This window comes from Bacteroides sp. MSSM.1001136sp1_RTP21357st2_D2_RTP21359_211015, assembly GCF_040913205.1.
GTDB lineage: Bacteria > Bacteroidota > Bacteroidia > Bacteroidales > Bacteroidaceae > Bacteroides > Bacteroides ovatus.
Map to the genome: position 1 here is coordinate 83,252 of NZ_JBDFVF010000012.1, position 20,749 is coordinate 104,000.

General features: G+C 41.9%; 11 protein-coding genes. All 11 read right to left on the reverse strand.

Translation table 11 applies throughout. The features are described from left to right. Positions 1-8 precede the first annotated feature (8 nt). Entirely contained in the window at positions 9-2,366 is a 2,358-nt protein-coding gene (locus AB5217_RS09870) for a TIM-barrel domain-containing protein (RefSeq protein ID WP_368112700.1), read from the reverse strand. A gap of 8 nt (positions 2,367-2,374) precedes the next feature. Continuing rightward, the gene (locus tag AB5217_RS09875) at positions 2,375-4,168 is read right to left on the reverse strand and encodes a glycoside hydrolase family 71/99-like protein (RefSeq protein ID WP_022199023.1); all 1,794 of its coding nucleotides are present in this window, start codon (positions 4,166-4,168) and stop codon (positions 2,375-2,377) included. Between the two features lie 56 nt (positions 4,169-4,224). Continuing rightward, on the reverse strand, positions 4,225-5,238 hold the full coding sequence (locus tag AB5217_RS09880) for a DUF6528 family protein (protein WP_004310453.1): 1,014 nt from the start codon (positions 5,236-5,238) through the stop codon (positions 4,225-4,227). Between the two features lie 57 nt (positions 5,239-5,295). Continuing rightward, positions 5,296-6,852, reverse strand: a complete 1,557-nt coding sequence (locus AB5217_RS09885; RefSeq protein WP_032849584.1) for a hypothetical protein — start codon at positions 6,850-6,852, stop codon at positions 5,296-5,298. A 388-nt stretch (positions 6,853-7,240) separates the two neighbouring features. Then, positions 7,241-8,803 (reverse strand): hypothetical protein, encoded by a 1,563-nt coding sequence (locus tag AB5217_RS09890; RefSeq protein WP_128857334.1) that lies wholly within the window; start codon positions 8,801-8,803, stop codon positions 7,241-7,243. Between the two features lie 28 nt (positions 8,804-8,831). Next, positions 8,832-9,443, reverse strand: a complete 612-nt coding sequence (locus AB5217_RS09895) for a fasciclin domain-containing protein (RefSeq protein ID WP_004304976.1) — start codon at positions 9,441-9,443, stop codon at positions 8,832-8,834. Between the two features lie 14 nt (positions 9,444-9,457). After that, entirely contained in the window at positions 9,458-10,927 is a 1,470-nt protein-coding gene (locus tag AB5217_RS09900; RefSeq protein WP_008776394.1) for a RagB/SusD family nutrient uptake outer membrane protein, read from the reverse strand. Positions 10,928-10,940: 13 nt separating this feature from the next. Further along, positions 10,941-14,078, reverse strand: coding sequence for a SusC/RagA family TonB-linked outer membrane protein (locus tag AB5217_RS09905; protein ID WP_149944178.1), 3,138 nt, complete (start codon positions 14,076-14,078; stop codon positions 10,941-10,943). 335 nt (positions 14,079-14,413) lie between these two features. Then, entirely contained in the window at positions 14,414-18,439 is a 4,026-nt protein-coding gene (locus AB5217_RS09910) for a hybrid sensor histidine kinase/response regulator transcription factor (protein ID WP_211420489.1), read from the reverse strand. A 111-nt stretch (positions 18,440-18,550) separates the two neighbouring features. Then, positions 18,551-19,450, reverse strand: coding sequence for an AraC family transcriptional regulator (locus tag AB5217_RS09915; protein ID WP_004304986.1), 900 nt, complete (start codon positions 19,448-19,450; stop codon positions 18,551-18,553). Positions 19,451-19,594: 144 nt separating this feature from the next. Next, positions 19,595-20,749, reverse strand: a complete 1,155-nt coding sequence (gene fucO, locus AB5217_RS09920; RefSeq protein WP_004304988.1) for a lactaldehyde reductase — start codon at positions 20,747-20,749, stop codon at positions 19,595-19,597.

Genomic DNA, 20,749 nt, shown 5'->3' on the forward strand with positions numbered 1-20,749 from the left:
ACTTATAATTAAAACTTTATTTTTACTTCTCTACCTGTGTAGACGCACTCTTTGCTATCAAGACCTGCACCTTCAGGCAGATATAATTTCACATGCATTTTTATTTGTTCCGGCATACCGGGATAAGTTCCCTCACGCAGTCCAATAGTCAATGTCCGTTCCGAATCTTTCCATTGCATCGGCACTTTCGAACATACACCCTCTTCATAGCGGTAGGAATCACCTTCATCCTCATACCATAAAAAAGCAGCATCCGCTCCTCCATAGATACGCAATTCCAGTTCACGATCGGGATATTCCATCGCATATTGTTTCACTTCTGCCAAAGGCAAGATAGAACCAGCCTTCACATAGAGCGGAAGTATGTCGAGGATATTTGTCTGCATTTGTTCTCTTCCTCCTTCAAAAGCTTCTCCGGTCCAGAGGTCATACCAATATTTACCACTGTGTTCCGGCAGATAAATACAGATGTTCTTTTCTTCCGATTGCGGATGAAATACCGGACGCACCAATAAGGAAGTACCGAACATATAGGCATTATCAATATCAAATGTCCGGGTATCTGTTGTGAAATCCATTGCCAAACCTCTCAACATGGTATAATTATTGGCGGTTACCTGATGGGACATTGAGTAAATGTATGGCAACAGACGGTAACGCAGATGGATATACTTCACTTGATTATCATAAGATAATGTCCCCTCTTCACCGAATTGCCAAATTTCACGCGGCACATTCGTACCGTGAGCACGGAAGATAGGAGTAAATGCGCTAAACTGGAACCAACGGGAATATAACTCTTTATAATCATTACTTTTCAGTCCGTCGGGATATTTTGCATCCCGTTCTGTGACAAAGAATCCTCCCGTATCGGAAGTCCAATACGGAATACCGGACATAGACAAGTTTAAGCCGGCAACCAGTTGTTTGTGCATATTCTCCCATGAAGCCGAAACGTCACCCGACCATACGGCTGTACCATAATGCTGTTGCGAGGCAAAGGCGGAACGAGTTAGGATAAATATACGCTTCTGATCGCTCTCGGTGCGCAGGCGTTGATAGAAGTCCTTTAGCATTTCTAAAGAATAAGTGTTCAGATAACGGTGGAAGCTACCCAGATAAGTATTACCAGCTGATTTGGTCCTTTCTTCCTGCTTCAACTGTGTGAATCCATCCCGGAAAGATGGTTCCGTTGCATCCATCCACCAGGCATCCACACCCATATCATAGAGTCCTTTCTTGAGGTATTGCCAGAAAATATCCCTCGCGACAGGATTGTAGGCATCAAAAACCTTATAACCTGCCCATGTAGGTTCACTAAACAATGCACCGATAGAATCCAAAGACTGATAGACAGCCGTTTCCGGTCCGAATCCGGGCCATACGGAAAGCATAAAATGAACATGGTCCTGTTGATGCAGTTCATCAATAACCTGACGGGGATGATTAAAGTTTGCCGGATGGAAGGTCAGGCTGTTCCAATGAGGTTTGTCTCCCCAATATTCCCAGTCCTGCACAATGTTATCCAACGGAATTCCCCGTTTACGGTATTCTTTAACGACTGCCTTCAATTCATCGAACGACTTATATCGTTCTTTGGACTGCCAGAAGCCATACACCCATTTTCCAAACATCGGCACGTCCCCCGTCAATTCCCGATAACCGGCAAGGACTTCGTCCATATTCTTACCATAGACAAAATAATAGTCGGAGGCATCACCTACTTCGGAAGTAAATGAGTAGCCCTCCTTCGTATCTTCAAACTTCGTAGAAGAATAATTATCCCATAAGACACCATATCCGTTGGTCGAAATAAGGAACGGATTGACAATATCCATATTGGCCTGTAACAGAAGTACAGATTTCCCCCGATAGTTCATGATTCCATTCTGATACTGTCCCAGTCCGTAAATGGCCTCATCCTCGGTAGGAACAAAGCGTTGAGTGACTTCGAGACATTGTTCACCTCCGGCAACCGAACGTTTGAAGTTCCGTGCCTTTCTATCCCCTTTCTCTTTTAGTAATAACTTACCTGTGGATGTTTCCTGAAAAGTGAAAGCCACATCTGCCTTATCAAAAACTACGGAAAGTTCACGGGTGCGAAAGAGTAGCTTCTGTCCCGTATCTTCCCATTTATAATCTTTAAAAGCCGGCTTTTCCGAATCGACCACCAATCTTCTTGTTACCAGTGTATCACCTTCGGGAAAAGACAGAATCCGCACGCACCCCGCCGACATAAACTCAACCCGATATTGAATACTGTCAGATACGAAAGCACATCCCCTGTCATCTTCATGGACCGGAGAGGAACATCCGAAGCAGGATAGTACAGATAAAACTAATAACCAATTATTTAAACTCTTCATCCATGCATTTATTTGACTGTGTAGATCGTATAGCCCAATGACAAATTACGGACTACGACATTTCCTTTTAAATAGAAAGTAGGCATATTGAATCCATTCACGATATTATCCTTATACAATTCTACTTTTGCGCTTTTCCATTCACCCGTGTTGTCGGTACGTATCCGGGACACAATTTTAAACGGCTCTTTCGGTTCGCGCTGTGTAGATGAACGTATAAAAAGAGATTCATTTCCCTTGTCCAGGTATTCAAAATAGAGATACCCTACATAGTTATTCATTTGTAATTTGGAAACCAGCTCTTTGGGCAAAGAGATAGAGAGAGTTTCTTCGGCACTGTAACCACCGGATTTTCGCTTTCCCTGAATCTTCATGTCCGACTCACGCAAACGCATCATCTCAACCGCCAAAGCGGATTTTGCCGTCTTGACATCATTTTCTATTTGTGACAACAAGCCTATTGCCACCGGATAACGTCCCTGGCTAATCAACAATGCTGCCTTATCGAGCGAACGTTGACAAGCGGATACGTCCATCTTCGTCTTTTCCAGGAAACGGGCTTCTTTTCGCAGCCGGAAAAGCATTAAAGGTAAGGTTAATCCACGCTCGTCCGCCTGTTCGTCTTTGAATTCCGCCGCATACTTTAAAGTCGTATGTAGTTCACGGTCACCGTTTTCAATGGTCGGCTCTATTTCGTGTCCTTCGGTATAGTCACTCCACGAAGCGATAAACATCATGTCCAGGCTGTCCTTCTCTGCCATACAGAACTTCCACATACTTTGATAAGTTTCTCCATTGTTACGTGGGATATAATAGAAGTGTCCACGTCCCCAGCCCGCACATCCCCGGTTATCCATTCCCGGCATGGCAAATCCCGACTTAATGGTATAAGCAGGATTGTTACTATGCCAAATTGAATCACGGAAAGGTTTCATAAACTCAATAACATCATCCTGAGTGGCGTAATTATCCCATTCGGCATGTGCCTGATCTCTTGTACGGACACGGGCAGGAAGCCATGCAGTCGGTATTTCTCCCACTTCTTTCCAGGTATCCATTTCATCGCTACGAGTGACGGGGATATATTTATCATTTTCCAGTTTTCCCCAATCTGCCCAACGGCGTAAAGCAACCGGCTGCTTCATTCCTTGCGGTAACTTCGCCAATGATAATACTTTCTTATATTCATCCACTTTCGCTCCGGGACCGAAATGATAAAAAACAGGCATTCCCTTCACCATAGGAGCTGTAGGACCGGTAAAGACGCTATCCACCAGATATTGGTAACATTTGGCCATGTATTCGGTCTTTGCCTCACGGGTGTTAACTTCCGGATAAATCTTCGTAATCCAGTCATAATATAACCAACCGTCGCACCAGTTTACGCCGATTTCAAAGTCATACTTTGCTGCCACTTTCTGCATCTCACGCAGCAAGATGTCATTTTCGTGAGGCTTGAACCCCCATTCGATAAAGAATCCATCTATCTTAGCCGCTTTTGCCGACAATATCTGATATTCGATATAATCGGGATCGAGATTGGACTGCATTCCGACTTGGGGATAAGCCACTGCCGCTATCTCATGCCGTCCTTCGCTGTCTATCAGGTCGGCATTATAACACAGCGACTTTCTTCCGGTACTTGATTTTTCCGTATTGGCATACATCTCCCAACGCCCCAGCTTTCCGTCATGCTGCCGGGTATAGCGCACTCCGTGAAAGTCGGCATACACTTTCTTTCCATTCTGCGCCAAGGCCGGTAATGCGATAGATACCAATAAAAAAAGAAGAAGTTTCCTCATTGTTCCAAACTTAATTATTCAACTTATGTACTTAATCAATCTTCCACCATACTTAATCAGTCCTCACTCAACACGAAATCATGCTTTTCCGGATAACTGAAAAGATTGTCTATCATCCAACGGCCTTTATAAATCTTGGCTCCGTCCATTTTGAAAAGTTCTTCTCCCTTCTCATTTACAAGTCCTTCTGCCCACCATTCTTCAGTCGGTTTCAGCATCAGGATTCCGTCCGGTCCGTTGCAGATGCTTTTTATATCGGCTATGCTGTAAACTTTCTCGCAAGTAGGTTCGGTAGAGTCATTAGTCGTAGCGTCGGTAACTCCAGTCAAATCAAACTTATAGACAGCCGAAGCAGCAGTAAGCCATAATTTATCTTCTTCACCATATACCGGGAACAAATCATGCCCACCCGATTCATTGCTGAATGTATAAAGGGTAGTCTGATTTATTAACTTGGGATTACTCCGGTTGCCATCGTACTTAAAACGGAATAATGCAGTCACTCCCTCTTTTTTGGTAGCTGTAGCATAAAGATACGATCTTTTCTTATCCCAAACAACATTATGCGCATTACCCAACTTCACCGTATTAGCTTTTGCTCCCAATACCTTAACCGTGTCAACCACAAAGGTATTGATTTCACCGGATTTAGATTCTGCCGTCACGATATTTCCATCGGGCAATACCTCCGCAGAGTGGGGATTCTGTCCGCAATTTGCGTAGAACATTAATTTATGATCGGACAAACGGATTAAAGCCACAGCTCCGCCGGAGGCAGTCATCAAGATATAGCGTCTATTGAAAACCGGTTTTACTTCACTCGGATTAACAAACCAACCCTGCTGTGCAGCAGGAACACAGGCTGTATAAGGATCCCAACTCCAAATATTGCGGTGCGTCTCCGCATCTCTGATGACAATAGCCCGTCTGGATTGTTCCGCCAGTACATAAGCCTTTTCCGGAAGTTGAAAGATTTCATTTTTTACTACAGGAGCGGCATCATCATCGGAACATGCTCCCAAAGCTATATTAAATCCTAAAAGGATTGCAAATAAACTAAACTTCTTCATGGTCATAACTATTTTAATTCTAAATATTCAATTTGTCTATTTAAAGTTTCCGTCAATCTATTGAACCGATTTTGTATCGTTATAATCGATCAATGAATGAACTGAAAGATTCAACTGCCGCATGTGCGACAGAAAAGATTCATAAGGTTCGTATTCGATGGAAACCACTCCTTTATTAGAAGCTTTCCCGTTAGAATCGTAACCATCATTATACTCAAAATGTACCCAGCCTACACAGTTTCGAGTTTCAAGCAAACGAAGACAGAAGTTCTGATAAAACTCACCTCTATTTTTTTGTGTATGCACCAACCAGCCACCTCCTTCAGTATTAGCATATCCAGTTCCCTGATAACTGGCATCTTCCGCTTTTATATAGAATTCTGAAACTAAAAAAGGTTTCGCTCCACACCAGACTTTCAGGTTTGCCAAGAAATCTGCCTCCGGTTGCCAACGTGCATAATAGTTGACGGAAACAAGATCGCAATAACGAGCACACGCTTCCACCACTTTCTGATTATATTTACTCCAATCATGCAGACGTGTTCCCAATATCAAATGCTCTTTATCATATCGTCTGACGGTAGCGGTGGTCAACTGATAATAATAATCAGCAACCATCCCCCGGAAATCTTCCTGATTTTTCTTGGTTATCACTCCGGTAGAAGCTATACCGTTATCCCGCATAAACTTTTCTGCATACTCACGAGCAGCTTTATAGCGTTCGGGCAAAGACAAGAAATGTTTCAGATCAATTCCTCGCAAAGGGTCAGCATTCTGATAACTGGCAAATGGCAATTCATTGTCAAGATAGAAACCTATAAAATGCCGGTCACCGGCAAATAAAGCTGACTTCTCTTGTACGAGACGATCTATGTACGTAGCAAATGTGGGTTCAAAAAGAAGAACTAAGCGATTATATTTGTCATCATCAAACGCGTAGCCCAAATTCTTACTCATATCCCACATAAAGGTACGAAGCAGATACAGATTCTCTGCATAAGCAATCTTTTGCGTCTTAGGGGTCAACAAGTTACCACGTACTGCAGCAGGAAATACTTCAATACGGTTCGAGCCATACGAAATATAGTTTATATGATTGCCTGCTAACAGTTTGCCAGTCTCTTCACTCCATTGCGCCTCACTACCGTATCGAGTACCGAAAGCCTTCTTATGAGCAGTAGATTCTCCCGGACGAACATGCTGAATTCCATGAATGATAACAGCTCCATTATCCGGATCGAGCAAATAAGAACGGCCTCCACAATAAGCCACTCGGAAAAAGCCTTCTTTTCCAACCACAGATGAAGGTTGCAAACCGATTCGTCCTCCCCATGCAGTCCGGCTATAACCCGAAGAGGGAGTATACCAATTCATATTATCAATGGTACGTGTTTCCCTTGAATCTGCCGTTGTCCATGCCTGGAAAGTTCCGTTCTGCCACTTCCGGTATTCTACATTCATAAAAGTATATTCATCTTTTTCCAAAGGAGTATCTTCTCCTTCCGGTTTCAAAGGTTCTATTTCGTTGGAAGAGGAGGAACAGCTAAACGTCAACTGCATCAGTCCGACCAAAGATAAAAAGAGGAAATACCTATATATTATATGTTTTCTCATATTACTTTCAGCTACTGCACATTATTACTTAACCATCGTATTTGTTATCAGTCGCATCTTTCGTATACTCTATCTACGGTTCACCGGATAGCTGTTACTAACTCTCGCGTTGGCTATTAATAGAAAAGTTATTCTCTACAAGGAGAGAACTCCCTTCCCCCTTGTTGCAAACTTCTTTTATCCCTAACATAAACTATAAACGAAAGCTTTGTTTTTATAATTGAAATCTTTGTTTTTATAAACGCAACTTGCATTTATAAAAACGGAAGCTTCGTTTATAGTTTGTATCGGACAGAGAACAACTTTATTCCCAATGAAAGGGAAGTTTAGTCTTAATAGAAAAGAAGTTTTCTATTAAGACTTCAGACGGTAGGTAATACTACCCTGTTTACTTCTTCTTAGGGAATTTGATTTCAACCGTTAATACACGAGCTGTTGTATCTCCGGGCTTCAACACACCTTCCCCGGTAGACGGTGTCATACTGATAATTCTCATTACTCCGATCCTATTTCCACCTGCTGCAGAAGTCGATGCAGTTTTAAAGGCAATAATATCTCCCTCCGCTATAGGAATCAAGTCTTCTTTCACAATCAAGCTGGCTGATATTTCAGAAGCAATAGAAGTAACTGTTGCATTATCATAATCAAAGTCGGAGAGTTTGGCTAACGTAGTCCTATTCTTTACTGCCGCAGTGTTCAGACCTGCACCATTAGAACCTTTATACTCATCAGATTTCGCTGCATTTATAGAATACAGACGAGGCTCTGAAGGAACGTCCTTACCTTTTCCCATACAATAGAATTTCAAATCAACATTCTTCGCATTGTCTGCGCTGGTTAATGCATAATCAATAGAATAAGTTTTCAAATCTTTGAAAGATAACAAGCCATAAGCATCCGGATATTTTTCGTGCGCACTATTAGCAAAAGTCTTACTGGATATATTCACAGTAGCAACGTCCATATTTACATATGCTTTCACAGTTCCGACAGCTTCTTTTCCTACTCTCCCATCAGAAACCACCACTTTAATTTGAGACGTAGTTTCAGTAAAATCAATTTCCGGAGTGTAATCCAATTGTTTCTCACCATTCTTCTGTTCCCGTAAGACTTCGACTTCCTGTCCATTCTCAATACGGTAAATAATCACTTCGTGAACTCCACGTACAGATTCCACCTTTACCGGCACTCCTTGTTTAGCATCCGTTGTAGCAAAAATAGGCAATTCAGGCAAGGTCAATACAGGTATTGGCACTGTTCTATATTCCACTGGTAAAGTTGAAATGGTCACATTATCATATATATCCACTGCTTTTACTTTGAAACCTTTATCGCCTTCTTTGTAATTAATCATCTCATCATACGAGAAATCCTTCTTCCCATTCAGTTCCACGCTTCCTTTCGATTCCTGTCCGGTCGCAGATACCAAATAGACCTCCACTACCTTCAAACCGGCTTCTGAAACAACTTCGAAAGTAGTACGGGGAATTACCGGGTTTTCATCCATTTCATCATATATAATCTCTTCCGGGTCGAATGTTATGACAGGACGTGCCATTACATCGGTAACAGCAATTGGTAAAGTTCCGCTCGTAACATGATTCAATTTATCCGTAGCCTCAATGATAAAGGCTTCGTAATTTGCATTGTATTCCAGATTTTCAGACAAGCTGTAAGAATTGGGATTAAAAAATTCAGTCACCGTTTTATATTCGGTCACCCCCTCCACTGTCTGCAATTTCATTGTCACACTCTGTAGTCCGGCCTGCGACTTTATGACAGCCACTACCGGCAGATTATCTACTTTATTTAAATCCACATCCAGTTGTTCCATCGGGAATTTAATCACAGGAGCAGCCGCATTAGGATCCAGACCATCATTATCATCGCTACAGGCAGCAAAGCCCAGGCAAAGTCCTAGTATTAATAAGGTATATATTTTACGAATCATAATTAGTTCTCTTTTTAATTAACTGTGGTTATTTGGAATATTTGCAATAGTTCTCAAATATATGAATCACACCGTTCGTCGGCAGAATGTTGCTAGTCTTAGCCTGACGCTGTGGAGATTTCCCGTTGCTTCCGGTCTGATTCACCAGAATCTTACCTACTGCAGCCTGCCATGGGTTTTTCCATACGGACATTGTCATCAGTCCATTCTCTCCTTTCAGCATCGTCAATACGAACATCGGTTCCACCTGCAACTGTCCATAAGAACTATATTCACCGTCTACAATGTGATAAAGCAACATGTTCGTTACTTTCTCTTTATCACAATCGGTAATGGATGCTGCACCTGCAAATTCATTTTCACGATACAACTGCATACCTGCATTATTCAAAGCCAGAAAAGTATATTTATTGTCAGTCTGGGTATAATAGTCCTTCAGACCTGTATACTCAATAGCTGCTATCAACTCCGAGAACATATCTTTGTGATCTTGGAAATATTCCCACGCTGTCACTTTTACATACGGATCATCCACCGAAGGCTCATAATCATAATTCTTCTGCAAGTCCAGGTCACAGCCGGTCAATGCCAATATCGCCCAACAAAAGAAAAGGGTCTTATATAATATTGTCTTTTTCATTGTTTCTACCTTTTTTAGTTGTTAGTATTACCATAATACGTGTTCTGCACAATCTTCGGATTTTCCAAGATATGTGAATAGTGAATCGGGAAGAGTTCGTTTCCGTCCTGTTCCATTCCGTTAATCGGTTTCATCACTTCCTTCCACTTTCCGGTACGCAACAAGTCAAACCAGCGGCGTCCTTCGCCGGCTAATTCCACTTGCCGTTCACGCAATATATAATTAACGACTTCGTCTTCAGAAGCAAAATCATTTTCAGTCAACGTGTTCAATCCGGCACGGTCACGTACAGTTTTTACTAAATCCAAAGCTTCACCCCATTTTCCCTGATGAGCACGAGCTTCTGCTTGCAACAACATCATATCTGTGTAACGATAAATTGGATAGGCTACTTCGCATGTCTTATTCAAAGAGTTACTGATGTCACCTGCCATATATTTACGCAATTCATTTCCATTCTGGTAATTCTTCACCGTATAATCTTTGCGCAAATCACCTTTCATATCCTTTTCATCAAAGATGCTCATAAACTTGTCGGACATAACTGCCGCACGGTTTCCTGAACCGGAAAACCATTGATACATATAACTGTAACCATTCGTGCCGACTTCATCCATGTTGAAATGAACAAGGAATATTAACTCTCTGGAGTTATATTCATCATTTTCGGGCGTATCATCCGAAGGCTTATTGTTCAGTTCTTCTGTAAACATGGTATGCCAAGTAGCAATGTTAGGTTCGAAGTCTACAAAGCGTCCACCCTTTTTGGAGGCAATAGTTGCCATTTTATCAATGGTTTGGTCAGCCAGATTATATTCTTCAGCCCACATATAAGCGTCCGCCATGATAGCCCATACGCCACAGATAGAAATACGCTTGCGTTCGTAATTCTTATTACGGTTAATCAGGCTTTCCGCCTTTTTCAGGTCAGGAAGAATAACATGTTCCAGAATATAATTCTTATCTGTACGTTCCTTATAGATAGCCTCCGAATACTTTTCAGTAGGTTCTATAAACAAAGGTACGTCTCCCCAGACACGGATAGCATAGAAATAAGCCAGAGCACGCAACGCATACGCTTGTCCGAGGTAATCATTACGGTCTGCCACATCAGGCATACTGATATTAGGAACATATTTGATGGCCAGATTGGTCTGGTTAATCATCTGATACAAGGTCGTCCATTTCGCACATTTCTCGTCCGTAGACATCAGGTTGTTGATCACACGTGCCTGATCGGCCATCACTGGTGCTCCGGGAGCTACGTTATCCGAACGGAACTCACCCCAGTAAAAATAATTCTCGCGTAAAGTGGAACGCAACAGTCCGTAGATTTCATTTATACCTGCCTTAGCGTCGCGGGCGGTCTGCCACATGTCACCTGCCGGGATCTCACTCACCGGTTCCTCATTCAGAAAGTCTGAACAGCTATTCAATGATAGAGCCAGGCATACAGCTCCAACAAAATATTTTATATTCTTCATACGATATCTTCAATTAAAAGTTTGCAGAAAAACCAATACCATATTCTCTCTTTCTCGGATAGCGGTAAGAGTCTTTACCTACCTGCAGAGGATTACTTGTAGAGAATTCAGGATCGAATCCCGAATAGTTGGTCCATGTCAATGCGTTGTTTACAAAAGCGTAGATATTTATATTCTTCAACATCAGCTTCTTTATCCAGTTTTCAGGAAGATCATAGGCTATACGTACGTTCTGCAGACGAATAAAGGAAGCATCTTCCAGATAGAACGAGTTACCCATACGTGCATTGTTATAATCATCATTATACGGACGCGGATAGATTGCCTGGTCACCCGGATGCAACCACATATTATGGATGACTTCCGGCGAAGGAGTGGTTCCGGTATATTTGAACATATTACGATTATGCTCGGCTGCATTATAAATCTGTCCTCCTAATGAATAATAGAATCCGAGATACAAGCTTACGTTTTTCCAAGTTACGGTTGTATTCAAACCACCGGTCACATCAGGCATGGCATTACCAATCACCATACGGTCGTTATCATCAATCACACCGTCGCGGGTTCCTTCCGGTTCTTCCCAGTTGTAATCTCCGCCACGGAACGGTTTGCCGTTCGGTAACGTTTTCTGGCGAATATCACCTGCATATTCCTTTCCATTCAATAAATACTTGTATTGGAATACACCATTTTCAAACACCGGAGTCAGTTGCTCCCAGTTATCCGTAAAAGCATTTGATTCATCATAAGCAAAGACACCGGCACTTTTAAATCCGTAGAAGTCACCTACACGGCCGCCTTCCTGCATCCACCAGATATCACCTTCCATATATGCCTTACCTTCAGACAGCTTTTCAATACGGTTGATGTTTCTGGAGATATTGAAAGAAGCATTCCATTTCCAATCCTTCGTGCGGATAATATCACCGGTAACGGCAATTTCAAACCCGCGGTTGCTCATCTCACCGACATTGGTTTTCATATATGCAAAACCAGACTCCTTAGGTAATTGGTAGTTTGCCAACAAACCGTCTGTGTATTTATCGTAGTAATCGGCAGTAATCGTCAAACGGCTATTCCAGAAATTCAAGTCCAAACCAAGGTTGAACTGTTTAGTTTCCTCCCATTTCAGATTGTCTTTACCGATACGGGTCGGAATAACGCCGCCCACTCCGTCATAGATAGAATTCGGAGAATAAGAATAAATATAATCATAATTTCCGATCGCTTCATTACCGGTGATACCATAACTTACACGAATCTTACCATCTTCCAGGAATTTCTTCGAGAACTTCATGAATTTTTCATCTGAGAAACGCCATCCCACTGACACTGACGGGAAATTACCCCATTTGTTTTCTTTCGCAAAACGAGAAGAACCGTCACGACGCATATTCGCTGTAAACAGGTATCTCCCCAGATAATCATACGTCACACGTGCAAAAACGGAAGCCATGGAGTGATTACTCAATGTAGATCCCGTAGAGGATAAATCCAGATTGGCAGCAAACGCGTTCATTGTATAAATAAAGTCGGTAGAGGAATTCAATCCCACAAAAGTTTCATTTTCATAACGCCATTGTTGAGCACTGACACCCACCATCGCGCTGAAATTATGTCCTTTTATCTTGCGTGCATAAGTGATGAAATCTTCATTCATCCAGTTCCAGTTGAGGTAATTATAAGAATACCCTTTATTCTGTTTCTGCCATTCATCAGTAATAAGACTAGGTTCGAGTTTTTTGCGCTTGTCCAAATAGAAGTTGGCATTTATATTGGCTCTGAACTTCAGGTACTTGTTGAATTTGATTTCAAAGAACTGGAAGAAGTTAGCCTTATAAGAATCCGTAAAGTCAGTGGTATAATTGACCTGTGCAATAGGATTCTTCTGACCATTAAACACCCCGACCAAAGAGCCATCCGGATAATAAGTATTGAAATAAGGACGACGAGTCAACACTGCGCTCAATAACGTACCTTCATTCAGACCTTTCTTTTTAGAATAAGTAAGAGAAATACGGCTACCCATATTCATCCAGTCTGTCGGTGAATAATCGGAGTTGATACGAGTATTTAATCTTTGGAAACCAGTATTGGAAATAATACCCTTCTCGTTATAATAACCGGTATTGATGAAATATTTCAGTTTCTTTGTACCGCCACCTACGCTGATATCCACCTGATCTTTCTGCGCAGTACTTGTAATCATGTCCAGATAATCATTGTCTACATTGAAGAATGAATTCAACGGATCATCCAGAATATCAATACTTTCATCCGGATTACCTCCGCCGTATGTTTCAAAATACTCTTTACGGTACTGGTCGTACAACAGACGCTCTTTACGATTTGCCTGTGGCACCTTATGAGACAATGTACCCCACGAGTGATTATACTTGATATCAATACGGGCTTTACCCTCCTGACCACTCTTGGTAGTGATAATAATCACACCGTTAGCCGAACGGGAACCGTAGATCGCTGCAGAAGCCGCATCCTTCAAAATTTCCATGGAAGTAATATCATTGGTATTGATACCATCGATACTTTCCAAAGGCACACCGTCTACAATATAAAGAGGAGTAACTCCTTCGGCGGAGAAAGTGGATGTACCACGAATTTTAATAGAAGAAGATTCACCGGGTTGTCCCGAGCCGGACACTACCTGTACACCGGCAGTAGTACCTTGCAGTGCTTCAAAAACATTGGTAGCCATCTTCTGCTCAATAGCCTCACTTGAGATGGAAGTAATAGCTCCCGTTACATCACGCTTTTTCATCGTACCATAACCCACCACCACTACTTCGTCCAACAACTTAGCGTTCTCTTCAAGCGTAATATTCATTGTTTTATCTTTCACTACCACATCTTTAGGGGTATACCCCATGAATGAGACAGTCAAAGTAACTCCCTTCTTTGAAACATTCAATGAGAAATTACCATCCAAATCCGTAATTGTCCCATTAGATGTTCCTTTCTCCATCACATTGGCGCCAGGCAAAGGAAATCCTGTTTTATCTACAATAACTCCCTTCACTGCAAACCCGCCTTGAGCATAAGCCGGATGGGCAAGGAAAAAGAGACTCAAGGAAATCAAAAGAAACGACTGCAACAACCGCACTTTTGTCCTACTCTGCAAATTTTTCATAACTAGAATAAAATTAAATTGGTTAATTATCAAGGTTTTACTCACTACTTAATTAATTAGGAGAAATACATTGGCTCTCTCCCGTAAGATGTTATCTTTTATTTATCACATAGATAATCGTCTTTCATAATACTATACAATAATTATTATATTAGAATAAAGATTATACAATACCCGGTCTGCTAAATAAAAGTGTGTGCGGACACACCCAATTAAAGAAAACTCAAGTACAAGCTGGCATGATCCAACGCCACAAAAGTATCGCATTTGAGCATATTGCACCCTATCGAATTGTTCGTTTTATCTAGTCTAAAAATTCAGATGACTTATTTTAATCACTTTACAGAGGGATCGGAAGGGGCATCATGAGATTTCCTATACTGTGTAGGAGCAATATCAAAAAGTTCTTTAAAGCATTTGTTGAAGTATTGAGGATTTCCAAATCCTAACCGGTAAGCAATATCCGAAATGTTCATCTCCGGAGCATTCAGTAGAAAATATGCTGCTTTTTTCAGACGAAGATTCATGATAAAATTATTTGGCGTACTTCCCGTAATACCTTTTATCTTCTGGAATAAGACGGTACGTCCTACTCCCATCTCCCGTGAGAAAGCATCTACACTGAATTCGGGATTTTCCATATTATCTTCCACCACTTGAGTAGCTTGTTCGATAAACTTCTGGTCGAGTTCATTCGTCGCAATCTTCTCCGCTTTGCTATCCAGTTGATGGGCATATTTATTCTGTAAAAGTCTGCGGGTATTAATCAGATTATTGCATTGCATCACCAGCCGCCGCATATTAAATGGCTTCACCACATAAATATCCGCTCCAATTCTCAATCCTTCCAACTCACGTTCGGGAGCACTAAGGGCAGTCAGAAGAACGACAGGGATATGGCAGGTTTCTATATTGTTCTTGATCTTGGCACATAACTCTGTTCCGGGCATTCCGGGCATCATGATATCCGAAATAACCAGGTCGGGTTGCATTACCTTTACTTTCTCGTACCCTTCCTTGCCATCACTTGCAGTTTCAACCGTATACAACGGAGAGAAGATATCTACAAGGATATTTCTGATTTCTTCATTATCATCAATCACCAGTAATTTACAGTCAGTAGTCCCGCTTTCACTTTGGGCTGACTGCACCTCTTTAACCAGCAGTTCTTTGTCTTCCGAATAATAAATATATTCCTTATCCTGCTCCGGTTCAACCCGGGCGACAGAAGAATCAAAGTGAGCATCCCCTTTTTTCAGAGTGACCTTAAAACAAGAACCTTTTCCCAGCTGACTTTCTACTGTTATATCTCCCTGGTGGGCTTTCACAATACCCTGACTCAAAGCCAGCCCGATACCAGTTCCTCCATACTGTCCTATATTCTCAACCTGATAGAACCGCTCGAATATCTTAACATAGTCTTCCTCGGATATTCCCGCACCATTATCGGAAACGGAAAACATACATTCCTCCGTTCCATCAGCCAATTCCATACGGATAGTTCCACCGTCTGAAGTATATTTAAAAGCATTAGACAGCAAGTTATTAACCACCTTCTGTATTTGCATCCGGTCTCCCCACACGAGGCATTGCTCGCAGTCGGCATGCAAAACAAACGAAATATTCCTGTTAGCAGCCAACTCCTTAAACAATACATAATGCTCTTTGAGCAAAGAATATAAGTCAAATTGAGAAACTTTCAGTTTCAAAAGTCCCTGCTCCTGTTTCCGGAAATCAAGCAACTCCGTAATCAATGATTTCAGGTTACCTGCATTTTTATGTATATTCAACAGTTTCGAATAAGCATAGGTAGACAATTTGCCGGAATTCAGCAACAGATCAACCTGCCCCAGGATAAGAGTGATCGGAGTTCTGATTTCATGCGAGATATTCGTGAAGAAACGAAGTTTGGATTGATTCATCTCTTCAATGTATTGTTTCTCGCGAAGTTCAAAATCCAATGAAGTTTTCAGGAACAGACGGATTCTATATTCTCTCACGATGAAGAATAGAATAGTCAGAATCACGCATACATAAATAGTATAGGCCCACCAAGTAGCATAGAAAGGTGGCGTAATCGTTATATCCAGCGATCTGATTACTTCCGGGAAGTTCTTCAGCCTGATCTCAAAGACATAATCACCCGGAGAGATATTTGTATAAGTAATGTCATTTCCCAGACGGTTCTCGCTCCATTCATCATTATACCCCATCAACCGATATTCTACCTCACCACCGCCTATATGCAGAAAATTATCTGTTGAGAAACCGATAGAAAACACATTTTGCAAGTAATTCAATTTGATCCGTCCGGTATAGGCAAAGGATTTATTTAAAATACCGGTTTGATCGCCTGTTGTTATCTCTTTGTTGTTGACATACAAATGAGCCAACTCCAGATCGTATATTTTCGGAGGATAATACAGACTACTTTCACGAATGGTTACCAATCCGGTAGCTCCTCCCATATAAATATCATGGTTGCGGGATACATGCATGGATTTCCGGTTCACAAGAGTCAGCGGGAATCCGGTTTTAGAATTGAAGTTTACCACTTTCCTCTCTTTCTGTTCCAGCATTGACAATCCATGCCCGGTACCAATCAATAAATTCCCGGAAGGGGTTTCCCCCAGTACCCTGATATTTTCTCCCGACAACACACTTTCAGAAGTATGTAAACGAAACAAACGTTCTTTCTTATCCAGCAAGAAAAGTCCGTTGCCATGTGTCCCTACCCAAATATTTCCCTTTCGATCTTCATAGATAACATTGACCAACTCTTTTTGAGATCTGACCCGTTTCTTCAGACTTATCCTATAGGTTTCAAACCGCTTTTCATCAATCACATAGGCTACACAACCGTCGTCGGCAGCAAACCATAATCTGTTTTTCGAATCAAGCAATAGGGTGTTATAATTATGTGTAAACAGTTCCTTCTGATGAAACAACACCTCGGATTTCAAGGTCTGTTTATCCAAACTCACAATAGCGGATGTTGTCCCGACATACAATTTACGAGGAGTATCCGCCAAGGCAAACAGGGCTTCTCCTACACTTTCTTCTCCAAGCGGTTCGAGATTATAGATATCATTCCGATAGTTATTAAGATGAAAACAATTCACCTTATTGGTAAAGTCGGCTGCAATCCATAAGCAATTATTAGCCTCATCAAAAACAACATCTTTCAGGTAGTCCGTACTGAAATGATATCCCGTATGCGCATTAAAATGCTTGAACTTTCCCTGTTCCGGTTGATATAAATCTAATCCCCCTCCTTCCGTACAAATCCAGATATTTCCGACTTTATCTTCTGCCATAGCACCGACCACCGGAAAAGACAATCCGGTGTCCGAAGCATGATAATGCACAAAATGCTGATATTCCGGAGAGAAGAAGTTTACCCCTCCCCAATAAGTCCCCACCCAAACAGTTCCTTGTTTGTCGGTATAAAGAGACGTCACCGAACGATTGGACATAGCACCCACCCGGTTAGGATCAGCCTGATAATGGAATATTTTCCCGGTAGCCACTTCAATCTTACTCAATCCACTTCTGTAGCCTACCCATATATTCCCTTCCAAATCCTGACATAACGCTCTCGCCATATCGTCCCGAACCGTGTAAACACTCTTATCATTATATTCATAGTGATGTATGATCGTACCTTGAGGTGAAAAACAGAAAACGCCCTGATCCTGCGAACCAATCCAGATATTCTGGTCGTTACTTTTTATCAGTTTCATCACTTTAATTCCGGGCAAGTGAAGTGACATCGATCCGCAAGTATCTACACGCATCACCCCACCCTCTTTCAAAGCAATCCAGAGACTTCCTTCGGAACCTTCCACCATCGTCGGGCCACTATCCGGCAGCTGCAAATCGGCATACATCGGTTTCAAGAGGCGGGTATTCTTATCGTATAAGAACAGTTTCCCTCCTTCTGCAATCCACACTCCCGTCTTTCCTTTGGCAAGAGTGGAGGGAGAAGTCACCGGAAGAATATAATATTTTTCTGTTTCAAGGTCGAACTGGAAAAGTCCGGTAGAGGTCAACAGGAAAAGACTTCCCTGACCGTCTTCCACCATTTGAGTCACATATAAATTACCATAACTGATAGAGTCGTTATGAAAGTGGTTGAAGACTTTGATGTGATTGCCATCGAAACAATTCAGCCCGTCCAGAGTGGCAATCCATATACGCGATTTCTCATCCTGGCAAATATCGCTCACCGTTATTTGCGACAATCCATCTTCCACACCCAATGTTCTGAACTTGTATTCCTGTGACCGGAGTGGAAATACAAATCCAAAAAGAGATAGCAGAATAAAAAAATGGATCTTAGATAGTCTTTGTTCGCGCATATCAAGAATGATGGTTTATAGCACACATTAATCTCGTCACAAAAGTAACAGTTTTTATGATATTCCCAAAATCAGAGCAAAATAACTGATAGATATAGACTTCACCCTATTTTATTCTTCCCGTCCGAACGAACGATATTCCAACGGGGTAAGCCCTGTACGTTTCTTGAAAAAAGAGAAAAAATATTCAGTAGACTGGAAACCCAGAAAAAAAGAAATCTCTTTCACGGATTGGGAAGTTCCTACTAACATTTGTTTGGCTTTACGGAGTTTCAATTCCTGGAAATATTTGGCAGGAGCATAACCAGTATACTCCTTGAAAACACGTCGAAACCATGAATAACTGATGTTAAGCCGCATTGCTAACTCTTCCGGATCTACATTACCGGAAACATTTTCATTCATGATGATTTTCGCCTGTTCTATCTTCTGATCCACATCACTCATCTCGAAAACTTTATTCTTGGAGACAGAAAGAATCATACCTATCATGTGGAGCACAATCCCGGAAAGATATTGTTGCGCGGAAATCTTATCCGCTTCAGCTACAGCAAGAGCACGGGAGAACAAGGAAACCAACTCTTCATTAATACCGATTTCCAATATTTGCTGCTCCTGCGACAAAAAAGCATCATTAACGATGGCATCTATCATTGGCCCCTCAAAGCCGATGTAATATTCCGTCCAACCAGTCTGCCGTAACGGGCGGTAAGTATGCCATTGCCCGGGAAACAATACCATCAGCCGGCCTTTACAAACCTGCTTTTCAGAAGTGGAATCGGATGAAAACAAACCACGCCCTTTTGTGATATAGACCAACTGATATTCGCGAAGCACCCTTCCTTTTTCCGCATTAAAAAAGTAACCGGAGGGATGCTCTTTCAATGGATAAGGTGAATCAGGAGGGATAGACTGATAGCCGACGGTATTCACCCACAGCCCGAATTTACGGTCCATGTCATTTACAATCAGATATTTAAATTCCAATCCCAAACTATTATCCTCGATCATATCAGAGTGTTTTCATGTAATTGAGTTGGACAAAAATAGGAATTATTTTCAGAAAACACATGCAAGGGTATAAAAAAACATCCGGAGTGTACTTTCAAGTATCCCCGGATGTTTATATAAAAACAAACTTTACTATGACGAGATTTAGAATGCTTTATGATACAAGGCTTCAATATCCGCTACCGAAGTAGGACGAGGATTACCACCTGTACAAACATCATTGAAAGCAGCTACAGCCAATGCAGGAATGTCTTCTTCTTTCACATTGATTTCATGCAATTTCTGTGGGATATTAATGCTGATAGAAAGTGCTTTCACAGCTTCAATAGCAGCTTTAACGCCCTCCGCTTCACTCATTCCGGTAGTGTCCACTCCCATTGCTTTCGCAATATGGATATATTTCGGAGCTGCCGGAGATTCAGCATTGTATTCCATCACATACGGCAACAGCAAGGCATTAGCTACCCCGTGAGGAGTATCATAGAATGCACCCAACGGATGAGCCATTGAATGAACTATTCCCAAACCGACATTCGAGAATCCCATACCGGCAATATATTGTGCCTGCGACATTGCTTCGCGGGCTGCCACATCTTTACCATTGTCTACGGCTGCTTTCAGATTTTGTGCAATCATCTCAATAGCCTTCAATTCGAACATATCGCTCATTACCCAGGCACCGGGAGTAATATAACTTTCGATGGCATGTGTCAAAGCATCCATACCGGTAGCGGCAGTAAGCCCCTTCGGCATTGAGTACATCAGTTCGGGGTCTACGATAGCCACGGCAGGGATGTCGTTCGGGTCTACGCAAACCATCTTCTTACGGGCATCTTCATCAATAATCACATAATTGATAGTTACCTCGGCAGCCGTTCCGGCAGTAGTAGGCAGTGCAAAGGTAGGTACAGCTTTGTGTTTGGTATCAGCTACACCTTCCAGAGACTTCACATCCGCAAAATCCGGGTTATTCACAACAATACCGATTCCTTTGGCAGTATCGATAGAAGAGCCACCACCCAAAGCAACGATAAAATCGGCTCCGGAAGCTTTGTAAGCTGCCACACCGTTTTGCACATTTGCAATAGTAGGGTTAGCCTTTACATCGCTATAAAGTTCGTAAGGAATCTGGTTCTCATCAAATACTTTAATGATTTCAGCAGCCACACCAAACTTGATAAGGTCTTTATCTGTTACAAAAAAGGCTTTCTTAAAGCCACGTCTAGCTGCTTCCACAGCAATCACACTTCGGCATCCGGCACCGAAGTAAGAAGTTTCGTTTAAAATAATTCGATTCAT